This window comes from Xanthobacter sp. 126 (assembly GCF_000526175.1).
Taxonomy (GTDB): Bacteria; Pseudomonadota; Alphaproteobacteria; order Rhizobiales; family Xanthobacteraceae; genus Xanthobacter; species Xanthobacter aminoxidans.
Genome location: NZ_JAFO01000001.1, coordinates 2,848,852 through 2,863,620, shown reverse-complemented (window position 1 = coordinate 2,863,620; position 14,769 = coordinate 2,848,852). Strand labels below are relative to the sequence as shown.

Below are 14,769 nucleotides of genomic sequence, written 5' to 3'. Positions count from 1 at the left end.
CGCCATCGCCCGGCGCGGAAAAATCTCCGGTCGCTCGCGCGGCCGCCAAGAAAGGGCCCATGATGAAACGCCTCCTCCTCGCCGCCGCTGCCTCCGCCACCTTCGCCACGCTCGCCGGCCCCGTCGCGGCCCAAGCGCTGCAGGAGCGGAACATGCCGCTGGCGATCGCCCTCGACATCGCCCGCGAGGGTGTCGCGGCCTGCGCGGCGCAGGGCTACAACGTGTCGGTGGCGGTGGTGGATCGCGCCGGCGTCCTGAGGGCCTTCGCCCGCGCCGACAATGCCGGCCCGCACACGGTCGAGGCGGCGCGCCGCAAGGCCTTCACCTCCGCCTCCACCCGCACCCCGACCACGGTGATCGTCGAGAACGTGCAGAAGAACCCCGCCTCTGCGCAGCTCGTGGCCATCGACGGCTTTCTGGTGCTGGGTGGAGGCGTGCCGGTGAAGGTGGGCAACGAGACCATCGGTGCGGTCGGCATCGGCGGCGCCCCCGGCGGCAACCTCGACGAGGCCTGCGCGCTCGCCGCCATCGCCAAGGTCGAATCCCAGCTCAAGTGAGATGGGCAACCGGCTGCCGTGTGACGGCGGCCGGTTGCAAGCTTGGTCCCGGATGCTTAGGTCAATGGTCCTCCTGACTTTGGGGGACGATGCCTCAAGCTCCGGGATTTGCTTTTGAATGTCCGTTGCCTTCACGCGTGAGACCGACCTCGAAGCCACCGCCGCCGACCTGCCGGACCGGCCCATCTCGCCGCATCCGAACCTCGTGACGGCGAGCGGCCTTGCCGCGCTCGATGCGGCGCTGGCGGAGGCGCGCGCCGCCTATTCCGAGGCGCAGATGGGCGACGTGCAAGCCGACCGCATGGCCATGGCCCGCGCCACCCGCGACCTGCGCTATTACGGCGCCCGCCGCGCCACCGCCCAGCTCATCGAGACTCCTCCCAATCCCGAGACCGTCCAGTTCGGCACCACCGTGACCCTCGACCGCGAGGACGGCCGCCGCCAGACCTTTCGTATCGTCGGCGAGGACGAGGCCGATCCGGCCAAGGGCTCCGTGTCCTATGTCTCGCCGCTCGCCGCCGCCGTGATGGGCAAGGCCGTGGGCGATGTGGCGCTGGTGGCCGGGCGCGAGGTGGAAGTCATCGCCATCGCCTGACCCGCCCGCAACGCTTCGGCGCGCCGGCCGCGGGCATTGCGGCGCAGCATTTAGATCGATCTAAATTTTCGTTGACCACACCCTGCGCAGTCTCCTAGACATGGGCCGTCGAGAAGTTCGTTAAGAACTCGTTGCCGGCGAGGAGGCTGCGCGTGGAGGGTGCCAAGGGGCCACAGGGCCGCCGCTTGCCGGCCGCCCGCGATGCTGCCGAGCCGGCCGATCTGCCGGAAGAGGCGCCGCTCGCCGGTGGCCTGCGCGTGCGGCTGAAGGATGTGGCGGTCCATGCCGGCGTCTCCCGCGCTACCGTCTCCCTCGTCCTGCGCAAGAGCCCGCTGGTGAAGGCGGAAACCCGCGCCAAGGTCGAGGAGGCCATGGCCGGCCTCGGCTATGTCTACAATCGCAGCGCCGCCAATTTGCGCTCGGGCGCCTCGCGCACGGTCGGGCTCGTGCTGTGCGAGATCATCACCCCCAACTTCGCCCAGTTCACCGCCGGCATCGACGAGGTGCTGGGCACCGAAGGCTACATGGCCTTCATCGGCAACGCTGCGGAAGATGCCACCCGCCAGCGCGAGGTGCTGCTGCGGATGCAGGAGCACGGCGTGGACGGGCTGGTGGTGGTCGCATCCGAGAACACCCGCGCCGATGCGCTGGAGGAGGGGGCCTGCGCGCGCATGCCCTGCGTGCTCGCGCAGCGCCGCGTGGAGGGTTTTCCCGCCGATTATGTCGGCCCGGACTATGGCGCCGGAATGGAGCTCATCACTGAGCACCTGATTTCGCTCGGGCATCGCAACATCGCCTTCATCGGCGGCGTGCGCCGTATTGCGCCGCTCACCGAGCGCATGGCCGGCTTCCACCGCGCCCTGCGCCGCCACAAGCTGAAGAGTGGGCCTGTGGTGCCCTGCGCGGTGATCGACCGCTCCTCCGGCTATGCCGCCGCGCGGGAGTTCCTGGCCCGTGAACTTCTGGCCAAGGGCGACGTTCCCTCGGCCATCGTCTGCTACAACGACGTGGTGGCCTTCGGCGTCATGCTCGCCCTCGACGAGCACGGTCTCGTGCCGGGCCGGGACGTGGCCGTGGTGGGCTGCGACGACGTGGACGAGGCGGGCCTGCACCGCCCGGCGCTCACCACCTTCACCACCGATCCCCGCGTGGTCGGGCGCGAGGCCGCGCGCCTGCTGCTGCGCCGCATCGCCCATCCCGAGCGCCCGCGGGAAGAAATCATCGTGCCGCCGCGCCTCGTCATCCGCCAGTCGTGCGGCGCGGGGAAAGCTGCCGATACACCCGCCGTCCGCCGCACGCCCGCCCATCGCCCGACAGGAGGCGCAAGATGAACTACGTCTTCCAGTTCGGAGACGTATTCAACGCCTGGCCCGAGCTGCTGCTCGGCGCGTGGCTGACGATCCGCCTCTCGGGCCTCGCCATGCTGCTGGGGCTCGCCGTGGCGGTGCTCTGCGCGCTTGGCAAGACGCAGGGGCCGCGCCCCGTGCGCTGGCTGGTGGACGTCTATGTGGAGGTGATCCGCAACACGCCCTTCCTGGTGCAGATCTTCATCATCTTCTTCGGCCTGCCGCGTGCCGGCATCCGGCTTGATGCGAACGAGGCAGCGCTGCTCGCCATGGTCATCAATGCCGGCGCCTATTGCACAGAGATTGTCCGTGCCGGCATCGAGACCATCCACAAGGGGCAGATCGAGGCCGGGCTAGCGCTGGGCCTGAAGCGGCTCCAGATCTTCCTCTATGTGGTGCTGTTCCCGGCGCTGAAGGCGATCTATCCGTCCCTCACCAGCCAGTTCATCCTTTTGATGCTGACCTCCTCCGTCGTCTCCGCCATCTCGGCCGAAGAGCTGACGGCGGTGGCGAATAATTTGCAGTCACAGACCTTTCGCTCGTTCGAGATCTACATCGTGGTGACGGGCATGTATTTCGCCATGTCGCTGATGTTCGCCGGCGCCTTCGCCCTCATCTACCGCGCTGTGTTCGCGCGGACAGACGCCGCACGTTGAGGAGGGGAGCGACATGATCCGCCAGTTCACCTCCGCCGAATTCGTCTTCCTCCTCTCCGCCGTGCGCTGGACGCTGCTGCTCTCCGCCATCGCCTTTGTCGGCGGATCGGCGCTGGGGCTGCTCGTGGCATTGGCGCGCACCGCGCCGTGGCAGTGGCTGCGGGCGACGGCGGGGGCCTACATCCTCGTCTTTCAGGGCACGCCGCTCCTGATGCAGCTCTTCCTCGTCTTCTTCGGCGCCACCCTTGTCGGCGCCTCAGTGGACCCGCTCGCCGCCGCCGCGCTTGGCCTCACGCTGAACGCCGCCGCCTTCCTCGGCGAGATCTGGCGCGGCTGCATCCAGGCCATTCCCAAGGGCCAGTGGGAGGCTTCCACCGCGCTGGGCCTGCATTATGTGACGCGGATGCGCGAGATCATCCTGCCGCAGGCGGCGAAGATCGCGGTGGCGCCCACGGTCGGCTTCCTGGTGATGCTGGTGAAGAGCACGTCGCTCGCCTCCATCATCGGCTTCGTGGAGCTGACCCGCGCCGGGCAGATCGTGAACAACGCGACCTTCCGACCCTTCCTCGTGTTCGGCATCGTCGCAGCCATCTACTTCGCCCTGTGCTGGCCGCTCTCGCTTTATGCCCGCCACCTCGAAAAGCGTTTCGGCACCGTGTCGCGGTGACGGTTCAGGTTGACCCTCAAGACCAAGGCCGCCCCGCATGCGGCGCAGATGGAGGAAGAGACGATGACTTTCGGCACCATCCTGAAGAGCGCGCGCGGCGCCGTCGCGGCGCTCGGCCTCGCGGCGCTCGCCGCCACCGGCCTCTCCCACGGCGCATCCGCGCAGAGCATCGACGACATCCTGTCGAAGAAGAAGCTCACGGTCGGCATGCTGGTGGACGTGGCCCCCTTCGGCCTGCTCGACACCCAGGGCAAGCCGGAAGGCTATGACGCCGACGTCGCCCGCCTCATGGGCAAGTATCTCGGCGTCGAGGTGGAGCTGGTGCCGGTGACCGGGCCGAACCGCATCCCCTATCTGCTCACCAACAAGGTGGACGTGCTCATCGCCGTGTTCGGCATCACCCCCGAGCGCGCCAAGCAGGTGATGTTCTCCATCCCCTATTCCACCATCGAGATCCAGCTGATCGGTCCCAAGAAGACCGAGATCAAGAGCATGGACCAGACGGTGGGCAAGAAGATCGCGGTCGCCCGCGCCTCCACCCAGGACACCGCGCTCACCGCCGCCGTGCCCAAGGGCGCCACCATCATGCGCTTCGACGACGACGCCACCGCCGTGCAGGCCTTCCTCTCCGGCCAGGTGGACCTGCTCGGCGCCAACAACCTCATCGGCGCGAACATCGCCCAAGCTAATCCGGACATGGGCATCGAGAAGAAGATCACCCTGCGCAGCCAGTACAATGGCATCACCGTGCGCCGGGGCTCCACCGATTTTCTGCAGTGGATCAACACCTTCCTCTACTTCGTGAAGAACAATGGCGAGCTCGACGCCATCAATCAGAAGTGGTTCAAGGTGCCGCTGCCGACCATGCCGACGTTCTGAGCGGCTGAGGCGCTGTCATCCCCGCCTTCACAACCGTCATCCCCCGGCTTGTCCGGAAGTCGGCTGTTGCCGACTTCCGTTCGCAGGGGCGGAACCCGGCAACTGCCGGGTTCCGGGGGATCCACGGGACGGCCGGGGGTGTCTTTTCGATTGAGGCGCCGCTCGAGCGGCCACGTGGATGCCCCGGACAAGCCGGGGCATGACGGCACAGGTAAGTCCGGCATCTGACGCGGACATCGACAGACACGAGAAGGGCCTTGCCATGCTCACTCCCGCCCCTGCTGACAGCACGCCCGCCGGCGACGCGCGCACCGTCATGATCCGCATGGCGGGCGTGGAGAAATATTACGGCACCTACCACGCGCTGAAGGCCGTGAACCTCGACGTGCATCAGGGCGAGCGCATCGTGATCTGCGGGCCGTCGGGCTCCGGCAAGTCCACGCTCATCCGCTGCATCAACGCGCTGGAGCATCACCAGGGCGGCGAGATCGTGGTGGATGGCACGCAGGTCGGCACCTCCTCGCGCGGGCTCGACAAGGTGCGCGCCGAGGTGGGCATGGTGTTCCAGTCCTTCAACCTGTTCCCGCACCTCACCGTGCTGCAGAACTGCACCCTCGCCCCGCGCAAGGTGCGCGGCCTCGCGCCGAAGGAGGCCGAGGCCATCGCCATGAAATATCTGGAGCGCGTGCGCATTCCGGAGCAGGCGAACAAATATCCCGGCCAGCTCTCCGGCGGCCAGCAGCAGCGCGTGGCCATCGCGCGCGCCCTGTGCATGGCACCCAAGGTGATGCTGTTCGACGAGCCCACCTCCGCCCTCGACCCCGAGATGGTGAAGGAGGTGCTCGACACCATGATTTCCCTGGCCCAGGACGGCATGACCATGATCTGCGTGACCCACGAGATGGGCTTCGCGCGGCAGGTGGCCGACCGGGTGATCTTCATGGACAAGGGCGAGATCGTGGAGGAGGGGCCGCCCGCCACCTTCTTCGCCAACCCGAAGAGCGATCGCACGCGCACCTTCCTCGGCCAGATCCTGCACCACTGACGCCAGATGACACCCGCGCTCATCACCTGCGACTGGGGCACCTCCTCGCTCCGCGCCTATCTCATGGCGGCGGACGGACGGGTGCTTGCCAGCCGGGCGAGCGGGCAGGGCATCATGGCGTTGGGCGGCTTGAGCTTTCCCGACGTGTTGACGGCCATCGCCGGCGAGTGGGTGCACGACCACGGCCCGCTGCCGGTGTTGCTCTCCGGCATGGTGGGCAGTCGGCAGGGCTGGATGGAAGCGCCTTATGCCCGCTGCCCCGCCGGCCTGCCGGACCTCGCCGCCGCGCTCGCCGCGGTGCCGGCCCAGCCCCGCTTCGGCCGCATCGCCATCGTGCCCGGTGTGCTGAAGGATGACGAGACAACGCCGGACGTGATCCGCGGCGAGGAGGTTGAAGTGCTCGGCGCCCTCGCACGCCTCGGCGTCGCGGACGGTCTGTTCGTGCTGCCGGGCACCCATTCCAAATGGGTGCGGGTGGAGGCGGGCCGCATCGCCACCTTCGCCACCTACATGACGGGCGAGGTGTTCGCCGCGCTCAAGGGCCATACCATCCTCGGCCGCATGATGGAGGAGGGGGCCTTTTCCGCCGAAGGCTTCCGCCGGGGTGTGGAAGCGGCGGCGGAACTCGAAGGACCGGGGGCCCTGCTCGGCCGGCTGTTCTCGCTGCGTGCGCTGGGCCTGACCGGGCGGCTCGAAGGGGCGGACAGTGCGGACATGCTCTCCGGCCTTCTCATCGGTGCCGAACTGCGCGATGCCTCGGCCGGCGAACCGTTCGCGCTGGTCGCCAACCCCGCCCTTGCTGCGCGCTATGCCGAAGCCGCGACCCTTCTCGGCCTGCCCCACACCCGCGCGCCGGAGGGCTGCGGCCCGGTCGGACAGCACGCCGTGGCGCAAGCCGCCGGCTTCATCTGATTTCAGGAGTGCGATCCATGCCCACCTTCAAGGACGCCCTTGCCGCCTGTCCTCTCGTCGCCATCCTGCGCGGGCTGAAGCCGGACGAGGCGCTGGACATCGGCGCGGCGCTGGTGGGGGCGGGCTTCACCATCATCGAGGTGCCGCTGAACTCGCCGCAGCCTCTGGACTCCATCCGCATCCTCGCCGCCGCCTTCGGCGACCGGGCGCTGATCGGCGCCGGCACGGTGCTGACGCCGGAGGATGTGGCGGCGGTAAAGGCGGCGGGCGGCCAGCTCATCGTCATGCCCCATGCGGACCTCGCCGTGATCCGCGCCGCCAAGGCGGCCGGCCTCGTCTGCACGCCGGGCGTCGCCACCCCCACCGAAGCCTTCGCCGCCCGCGCCGCGGGAGCCGACGCCCTCAAGCTGTTCCCCGCCGAGGGCATCCCGCCCCACCTCGTGAAGGCGTGGCGCGCGGTGCTCACCGACATCCCCCTGTTGCCCGTGGGCGGCATCGACACCGCCAACATGGCCGCCTACCGCGCGGCCGGGGCCGAAGGCTTCGGCATCGGCTCGGCGCTGTTCAAGCCGGGCAAGGCGGTGGAAGCCATCGCTGCCGACGCGCACGCACTGGTGGCCACGGCGCGCGACGTGTTCGGCCGCTAAATCCCCGCCGTCCGGCGCAGGGTGTCGGCGCGTTCGCGGCGGGCGCGTTCCTCGTCGATGGTGCGGATGGTCTGGGCGACGAAGGCCAGATGATCGTCGGAGGCCCGGCGGGCCGCATCGGCGTCTCCAGCGGCGATGGTGTCCATCAGCGTCTGGTGCTGCGCGGAGAGCCGCTCATAGGTGCGGGGCACGATATAGAGCTTGTCGAGACTCTCGGAGATGCTGCTCTGCAAAAGCCCGAACATGCTCGACATGACCGAGCGCAGCACAGCATTGTGCGAGGCATCGGCGATGGCGAGGTGGAAGGCGGCGTCGGCTCGGGCCTCGGCCACCGCGTCGCCCTTCTCGTGATAGGCCGAGAGCTGGTCGATGCAGCGCCGGATGGCGTCGAGATCGTCCGGCGTCGCCCTGAGGGCGGCGTGGTAGGCCGCCTGGCCCTCCAGCCCCCGGCGCACTTCCAGAACGTCATGGCCGAAGCCGGGATTGCCCGCCACCACTGACGCCAGCGGATCGGCGATGGTGGCGGCCGTCCAGCGCGCCTCGGCCGGCTCGGCAATGATGTTGCCGCCCTTGCGGATGGTGATGCGCCCGCGCGCGCCAAGGCGCATCAGGGCTTCGCGCAGGGTGTTGCGCGAGGCGCCCAGCATTTCGGAGAGGGCGCGCTCGGAGGGAAGCCGGTCCCCCACGCCAAGGCCGCGCGCCTCGATCAGCGCCTCGATGGCGAGTTCGACCCGGTCGGCCACGCGCTGCGCAGAGGAAGGGGAGGGGCCCGACGCCATCGGTGAAAGCCTGCCTTGGTCCGATCAGATGAGGATCGGGCCGGACCAGCCGGCTGCGATCGCGCCCACTATGTCGGACCGTCGCACGGACTTCCAGCCCGCAACGCGCATCGTCCCGGTGCTGCGAGGCACCGGGACGATGGCCCAGGCAGTCGAAGTCTTCCGCTCCTCGCCGTCTATGGGATCATCCACGGCGTCAGGTAGGCCTGAATGGTGGTCATGATGCCGACGATGGCTGCCAGCGCGAGGCTGTGCTTGACCGTGAAGCGGAACAGGTCCGACTCCCGGCCGATCAGCCCGGCCGCCGCGCAGGCGATGGCGATGGACTGGGGCGAGATCATCTTCCCCGTCACGCCGCCCGTGGTGTTGACCGCCACGAGGAGCACGTCGCTCACGCCGATCTGGTGCGCGGTGGTGGCCTGCAGCGAGGCGAACAGCGCGTTGGCCGAGGTGTCCGAGCCGGTGAGGAACACGCCGAGCCAGCCGAGGAAGGGCGAGAAGAAGGTGAAGCTCGGCCCGGTTTCCGAGAGCGCGAGGCCGAGGGTGGAGGACAGCCCCGAATAGTTGGCGATGAAGGCGAAGGCCAGCACCATGCCGATGGAGTAGATCGGGATCAGCAGGCCCTTGATGGTCGAGGCGAAGGTCGCCACCGCCCGCGACGGCTTCATGCCGAGGAAGACGACCGACACGATGGCGGACAGGAAGATCGCCGTGCCGGTGGCCGAGAGCCAGTCGAACTTGTAGTCGGCGGCAAACGGCTTCGCGGCGGTGACGATGGGCGGCAGCTTGACCACCATGTTGTGCAGGAACGGCACGCTGACATGGGCGACCATCGCGTCAAGGGCGCCGCCCGGCGCGAACAGGGCCTTGAAGGGCGGGATGCTCCAGATGGTCACGAACACGGTAAGGATCAGGAACGGCGACCAGGCGCGGGCGATCTGGCCGGCGGTGTAGGTCACGGCCGGCTCGATGGCGGCGACGGCGGGCGCCGGAGTGGCGCCGTGGTCCAGCCCGCCCTTGCTTTTCGCTTCCGTCTCGAAGCGGAAGATGCGGCGGGGCTGCCAGAAGCGCAGGAACAGCGGCAGGGTGATGAGGGTGGCGAGCGCCGCTGTAATATCTGGCAGCTCGGGGCCGACGAAGTTCGCCGTGACGAACTGCACGGTGGCAAAGGAGCCGCCGGCGACGAGGATCGCGGGCCACGTCTCGCGCACGCCGCGCGTGCCGTCCATGATGAGGATGAGCCAGAACGGCACCAGCACTGAGAGGAAGGGAAGCTGGCGCCCGGCCATCTGGCCGATGTGGAAGGGATCGAGCCCCGTGACCTGACCGGCGACGATGATCGGGATGCCCATGGCACCGAAGGCGACCGGCGCGGTGTTGGCGATCAGGCAGAGGCCGGCGGCATAGAGCGGCCTGAAGCCAAGGCCCACGAGCAGGGCGGCGGTGATGGCCACGGGTGCCCCGAAGCCCGCCGCGCCCTCGAGGAAGGCGCCGAAGGCGAAGCCCACGAGGAGCAGCTGCAGGCGCTGGTCTTCCGTAACGGAGAGGATGGAACGCCGGATGATCTCGAACTGGCCTGTCTCAACGGAAATCTTGTAGAGAAAGACCGCGCCGATGATGATCCACGCGATCGGCCACAATCCGTAGAAGAAACCGAACACGCCAGCGGCCAGGGCCATCTGCACCGGCATGCCGTAGAGCAGGATAGCGACGCCGAGCGCAAGAAGAACCGTGATGGTCCCGGCCACATAACCTTTCAGCTTGAGCCGGGTCAGCGCGACGAAAAAGAAGATGATCGGGATCGCGGCGCCGAGGCTCGACAGCCACATGTTCCCCATCGGGTCATAAATCTGGTTCCAAGCCCCCACGTTATCCCCCTCTTGTTATTTGGTACTACCAAAATAGCAGATAGTTTGAATTGGTACTACCTAATTCAGAAATGGAAGTCAAATGGAATTGCAATCGAATATTTTGGTCCAACCAAAATGACCAAACGCTCGAGGCTTCAGGGTGCGGCGGGTGCGCGGCGTCGGCCCAGACGGAGGAGCCTTTCAGGGGGGGCGGGCTGGATCGCGCGCGCGGAGACCTTCCCCCCGGGAGGGGAGCGTGCGACGCATCTGGACAGGACGGGCGCGGGGCAGTGGGGAAAGGTTTGGGGCGGGGGAGGGCTTCCCGTCGTCACCCGACGCGAGGGTGGCGATGATCCGCGCCGCCACGGCAGGCGGCATCGGCCCGGCCCTGTTCAGTCGGGCTCACTGTTCAGGCTGGCTCATGGCGGAACGAGGCGGTCTCGCGGCCCTCTCTGCGCGGGCGACGGTTGGGACGGTGCGGTGAGGGCAAGCTCCTACCGGAGCCACGCCCCCGTCTTCACCGCCGTCAGGACGGTTGCGGCGTAGACGATCAGCGCCACGGAGAGGGCGGCAAACAGTGCCTCGATGGAGCCGGTGAGCCGCAGGGCGATCAGCCCGCCGCCGAGGGCGATGGCGACGCGGAGGAAGCCGGCCACCACCGGCCAGAACAGCCGCCCCGTGCCCTGCGCCGCGAAATAGAGCGCGAGCCCGATGCCGAAGAAGCCGTAGAACGGCCCGACGATGCGCAGATAGGCGCTGCCGGTGGCGACCATGGCCGGTTCGGCGCTGAACAGGGACAGCCACGCCTCCGGGAAGAATGCGGCGGCGAGCCCCACGGTTTCCGTCACCACGAAGGCAAGGCCCGCGCCGGCCAGCGCGATATGGAGCGCGCGATCGCCGCGGCCGGCGCCGAGATTGGTTCCCACCAGCGCCACCATCGGCGCGCCGATGCCGAAGATGAGCGGGATCAGCAGATATTCCAGCCGCACGCCCGTGCCGAAGCCGGCGACCGCATCGACGCCGCCCTGCAAGGCGACGAGGGCCGTCGCTCCGCCGACGATGACGTTGGTCTGGAGCGACTGCAGCGACGATAGCGCGCCGACCCGCATGACCGATCCGATCACCCGCCAGTCGAGCCGCACCCAGCGGAAGCGGGCGGGGTTGCGCCCGGACAGGATGTAGGCGGCCAGCACCAGCGTTCCGCCGAGATAGTAGGCGATCAGTGCCAGCCCGCCGCCGGCGATGCCGAATCCCGGGATGGGGCCGAACCCGAAGATCAGCAGCGGCGAAATCGGGACGAGCAGCGCGACGCCGACGCAGATGACAAAGGCCGGCAGCAGCATGTTGCCGGTGCCGCGCACCACGCTGGCGAGCCCGTTCATGGCCCAGGTCAGCGGCGTGCCGAGGAAGACGATGTTGGAATAGATGAGCGCCGCCTCCAGCTCCGGCCCCGAACCGCCCATGGCGCCGTAGATCTGCCGGCCGAACAGCAGGAACAGGGCGGCGAAGGCGAACCCGAAGGCGAGGCTCACGGCCAGCGCGTGCAGCACCAGCGCATCCGCCGCCGCCTGCCGCCCGGAGCCGAGCGCCCGCGCCACGGCGGAGGAGATGCTGCCGCCCAGGGCGCCGGCCGACAGGGTGGTCATCAGCATGACGGCGGGAAACACCAGCGCCATGGCCGCCAGCGCCGCCGTACCGAGCTTGGCCACGAAGAAGGTCTCGATGAGCCCGGCCGAGGCCTGCGCCAGCATGATGAGCACGTTGGGCCAGGCCAGCTTGATGAGAAGCGGCACGATGGGCGCCTCCACCAGCCGCCGGGTTCTGGCATCGGCGGCCGGGGGCGCGGGGTTTTGCACGGCGGGGGCCGCTTCGTCTGTCGGGGCGCGGTACATGGCTGGCCTCAGAGCGCTTCGAGGGCGAGGGCGATGCCCTGTCCGCCGCCGATGCAGAGGGTGACGACACCGCTCTTCAGCCCGTCGCGCCGCATGGCATGGAGCAGGCGGGTGATGAGGATGGCCCCGGTGGCGCCGATGGGATGGCCATGCGCCACTGCGCCGCCCTCCACGTTCACGATGTCCTCGGGCAGGCCCAGCTCGCGTGCGACGGCGATGGGCACGGCGGCGAACGCTTCGTTGATCTCGATGCGCTCGATGTCGCCGAGGGACCAGCCGGCGCGCGCCAGCGCCTTGCGCACGGCCGGCACCGGGCCGAGGCCGAACAGGCCCGGCTCGACCCCGGCGACGCCATAGCCGGCAAGCCGCCCCAGCGGCGTGATGCCCTTCGCCTCCGCGAACCCGCGCTCGGCGACGATCATGGCGGAGGCCGCGCTGTTGAGCCCTGGCGCATTGCCGGCGGTGATGGTGCCCTCCGGCCGGAAGGCCGGGCGCAGCTTCGCCAGCGTCTCCAATGTGGTGTCGGGGCGGGGCGCCTCGTCCGTGGCGAAGGATTCTGTGCCCTTGCGGCCCTTCACCTCCACCGGGACGATCTCGTCGGCGAACCGGCCGTCCTTCTGTGCGGCGGAAAAGCGCTGCTGCGAGCGGGCGGCGAAGGTGTCCTGCTCGGCGCGAGTGATCTGGAGCTTTTCGATCAGATCTTCGGTGTGCCAGCCGGAATGCTTGCCGGAGAAGGCGTCATCGAGCCCGTCGGTAAGCATGCTGTCGAGGATCTGCGCCGGGCCCATGCGATAGCCCCAGCGGCCGCCGTCCATCAGATAGGGGGCGCGGTCCATGTTCTCCATGCCGCCGGCGACGGCGACCTCATGCACGCCGGCGGCGATCTCCAGCGCTGCGGTGACGACGGCCTGCGCGCCGGAGCCACAGACGCGGTTGACCGTCATGGCGGGCACCTCCACCGGCAGGCCGCCATGGATCGCCGCCTGCCGCGCGGGGTTCATGCGGTTTCCGGCCTGGATGACGTTGCCCATCACCACCGTGCCGATGGATGCGGGATCGAGCCCGGAGCGGCGCAGGGTCTCGCGCACGGCGATGGCGCCGAGTTCGGTGGCCGGTGTGCCCTTCAGCGTGCCGTTATAGGCGCCGATGGCGGTACGCACCGGGTGGGCGATGACGATGTCCGTGGTCATGACGACCTCCTCCATTGGACGATGCGCGGGCCAGCCGGCGTCGCGGGAATTTCAGGCGACCGGCAGGGCCGGGCGATCAACGAGACACGGGTAGATACCCGTTTGGGGCATGGACAAGCGACCCCTTCGCTTCAGAGGGCGGCGAGGAGATCGCGCAGCTGTTCGAGCCGGTCCTTGCCCAGCCGGTCCTCGATCGTCTTCTGGCTCCGGCGCCAGGCCTCGGCGGCGGTCTTGAGGAGTTCGGTGCCCTGTGGGGTGAGGGCGATGCAGGCCTCGCGCTGGTCGTCCTTGCCGCGCCGCATCTCCACCAGGCCGTGCTTGGACAGCACCCGCACGTTGCGGCCCACCGTGGAGCGGTCCAGCTCCAGCATCCGGCCCAGCTCGGTCATGCTGACCTCGCCCTTGTCGCGGACGGAACGCAGCAGCGAATACTGCGCCACGTTGATGCCGAGCGGCGCGAAGCCTTCGTCGTAGATGGCGCTGATACGGCGCGTCGCCCGGCGCAGGCGGGCGCAGTGGCATGGGGTGTCCATGGTTACGTGTATATACCCGTACTAGCACCTCGTCCAGCCTCCACCGTCGCATCCGAACCTTGCCCCTGGCGTAGACGAAGCTCGAGGCCTGAGCCCGGCGCCGACGGACGAAAACGCGACGATTCCGGCCATCTGCCCCGTTTGGTCCGACCGGCCGTGCGGGGCCGCTTGCATTCGGGTCTCCATGTCCCAGATTGCCTTAAGCGGCGAAACGGGACGTGGGAGCAGGTCATGCGGCACATCGGCTTCATCGTCGAGGACGGGTTCCAGGTCATGGGGCTCGCGGCCGTGTCGGCCTTCGAGTTCGCCAACACCGTGCTGGAGCGGCCGGCCTATTCCCTCACGCTCATGTCGGAGAGGGGCGGCGGCGTTTCCTCCTCGCTCGGGGTCTCTGTCACCACGCAGCCCCTCGGTCCATTTCCCGATACGCTCGTGGTGCTGGGCGAACTGGTGCCCACCCCGACGCCCGAGCGGCTGCGCGCCTACATCGCCGAAGCGGGCGCGCAATCGCGCCGCGTGGCCGGCATCTGCACCGGCGCCTTCCGCCTCGCCGAGGCCGGCCTGCTGGATGGCCGGGCGGCCACCACCCACTGGGCGCACGCACGGGCGCTGCAGGAGCGCTTCCCCGCCATCCGCGTGGACGACGACCGCATCTTCATCCGCGACGGCAACATCTGGACCTCGGCCGGCATGAGCGCGGGCATCGATCTCGCCCTCGCATTGGTGGAGGACGACCACGACGCCGCGCTCGCCCGCGCCATCGCCCGCAAGCTCGTGGTCTACCATCGCCGGCCCGGCGGGCAGGCGCAGTTCTCGACCCTGCTGGAGCTGGAGCCGCGCTCCGATCGCGTCCGCCGCGCGCTGACCTACGCCAAGGAAAACCTGCGCAATCCCCTCACCGTGGAGGAGCTGGCGGAGGCGGCGAGCCTCAGCCCGCGCCAGTTCAGCCGCGTGTTCCGCGAGGAGACCGGCGAATCCCCCGCCAAGGCGGTGGAGCGGCTGCGCCTGGAAGCGGCGAAGGCCATGCTGGAGGAGGGGCGCCACGCCATGGACGTGGTGGCGCGCGACACCGGCTTCGACGACCGTGACCGCATGCGCCGCGCCTTCCTGCGCCACTTCGGCCATCCGCCCCAGAGCCTGCGCCGCAGCCTGCGCTACATCGAAGGGGAGAAGGACGGCGTGGCGCATGGCGCGAATTGACGTTTACATGTCATTTGAGAC

Annotated in this window: 15 protein-coding genes; 10 read left to right on the top strand and 5 right to left on the bottom strand. The window is 68.9% G+C overall.

Translation table 11 applies throughout. From position 1 onward, the window contains the following. Positions 1–59 precede the first annotated feature (59 nt). The 9 genes from XAN126_RS0113680 (at position 60) to XAN126_RS0113640 (ending at position 7,304) form a co-directional block, all read left to right on the top strand. Entirely contained in the window at positions 60–557 is a 498-nt protein-coding gene (locus tag XAN126_RS0113680) for a heme-binding protein (RefSeq protein WP_347881306.1), read from the top strand. Between the two features lie 118 nt (positions 558–675). Beyond that, a complete protein-coding gene (gene greA / locus XAN126_RS0113675) occupies positions 676–1,152 on the top strand; it encodes a transcription elongation factor GreA (protein ID WP_024279151.1) in 477 nt (158 codons plus the stop codon). Between the two features lie 152 nt (positions 1,153–1,304). Continuing rightward, positions 1,305–2,483 (top strand): LacI family DNA-binding transcriptional regulator, encoded by a 1,179-nt coding sequence (locus XAN126_RS0113670; protein WP_024279150.1) that lies wholly within the window; start codon positions 1,305–1,307, stop codon positions 2,481–2,483. Next, a complete protein-coding gene (locus XAN126_RS0113665) occupies positions 2,480–3,154 on the top strand; it encodes an amino acid ABC transporter permease (RefSeq protein WP_024279149.1) in 675 nt (224 codons plus the stop codon). The genes XAN126_RS0113670 and XAN126_RS0113665 overlap by 4 nt, the downstream gene beginning before the upstream one ends. Before the next feature lie 13 nt (positions 3,155–3,167). Beyond that, positions 3,168–3,821, top strand: a complete 654-nt coding sequence (locus XAN126_RS0113660; RefSeq protein ID WP_024279148.1) for an amino acid ABC transporter permease — start codon at positions 3,168–3,170, stop codon at positions 3,819–3,821. Positions 3,822–3,830: 9 nt separating this feature from the next. Then, positions 3,831–4,700 (top strand): transporter substrate-binding domain-containing protein, encoded by an 870-nt coding sequence (locus XAN126_RS0113655; protein WP_348550908.1) that lies wholly within the window; start codon positions 3,831–3,833, stop codon positions 4,698–4,700. A gap of 262 nt (positions 4,701–4,962) precedes the next feature. Next, positions 4,963–5,745: an amino acid ABC transporter ATP-binding protein gene (locus XAN126_RS0113650; protein ID WP_029877161.1), complete on the top strand. Its 783-nt coding sequence runs from the start codon at positions 4,963–4,965 to the stop codon at positions 5,743–5,745. Between the two features lie 6 nt (positions 5,746–5,751). After that, entirely contained in the window at positions 5,752–6,657 is a 906-nt protein-coding gene (locus XAN126_RS0113645; RefSeq protein ID WP_024279145.1) for a 2-dehydro-3-deoxygalactonokinase, read from the top strand. Positions 6,658–6,674: 17 nt separating this feature from the next. Beyond that, the gene (locus XAN126_RS0113640) at positions 6,675–7,304 is read left to right on the top strand and encodes a 2-dehydro-3-deoxy-6-phosphogalactonate aldolase (protein ID WP_024279144.1); all 630 of its coding nucleotides are present in this window, start codon (positions 6,675–6,677) and stop codon (positions 7,302–7,304) included. On the opposite strand, the gene XAN126_RS0113635 is transcribed toward XAN126_RS0113640, so the two are convergent. The 5 genes from XAN126_RS0113635 to XAN126_RS0113615 form a co-directional block, all read right to left on the bottom strand. Further along, positions 7,301–8,047: an FCD domain-containing protein gene (locus tag XAN126_RS0113635; protein WP_038226231.1), complete on the bottom strand. Its 747-nt coding sequence runs from the start codon at positions 8,045–8,047 to the stop codon at positions 7,301–7,303. The two genes, XAN126_RS0113640 and XAN126_RS0113635, sit on opposite strands and share 4 nt — an antisense overlap. Before the next feature lie 212 nt (positions 8,048–8,259). After that, positions 8,260–9,951, bottom strand: coding sequence for an L-lactate permease (lldP, locus tag XAN126_RS0113630; protein ID WP_155982308.1), 1,692 nt, complete (start codon positions 9,949–9,951; stop codon positions 8,260–8,262). A gap of 476 nt (positions 9,952–10,427) precedes the next feature. Then, positions 10,428–11,825: an MATE family efflux transporter gene (locus tag XAN126_RS0113625; RefSeq protein ID WP_051460602.1), complete on the bottom strand. Its 1,398-nt coding sequence runs from the start codon at positions 11,823–11,825 to the stop codon at positions 10,428–10,430. Between the two features lie 8 nt (positions 11,826–11,833). After that, positions 11,834–13,015 carry an acetyl-CoA C-acetyltransferase gene (locus XAN126_RS0113620; protein ID WP_024279140.1) on the bottom strand — a complete coding sequence of 394 codons (1,182 nt, stop codon included), beginning with the start codon at positions 13,013–13,015 and terminating at the stop codon, positions 11,834–11,836. Positions 13,016–13,146: 131 nt separating this feature from the next. After that, positions 13,147–13,548: a MarR family winged helix-turn-helix transcriptional regulator gene (locus tag XAN126_RS0113615; RefSeq protein ID WP_024279139.1), complete on the bottom strand. Its 402-nt coding sequence runs from the start codon at positions 13,546–13,548 to the stop codon at positions 13,147–13,149. Between the two features lie 231 nt (positions 13,549–13,779). On the opposite strand from XAN126_RS0113615, the gene XAN126_RS0113610 reads away from it, so the two are divergent. Further along, entirely contained in the window at positions 13,780–14,748 is a 969-nt protein-coding gene (locus XAN126_RS0113610; RefSeq protein ID WP_024279138.1) for a GlxA family transcriptional regulator, read from the top strand. Positions 14,749–14,769 lie beyond the last annotated feature (21 nt).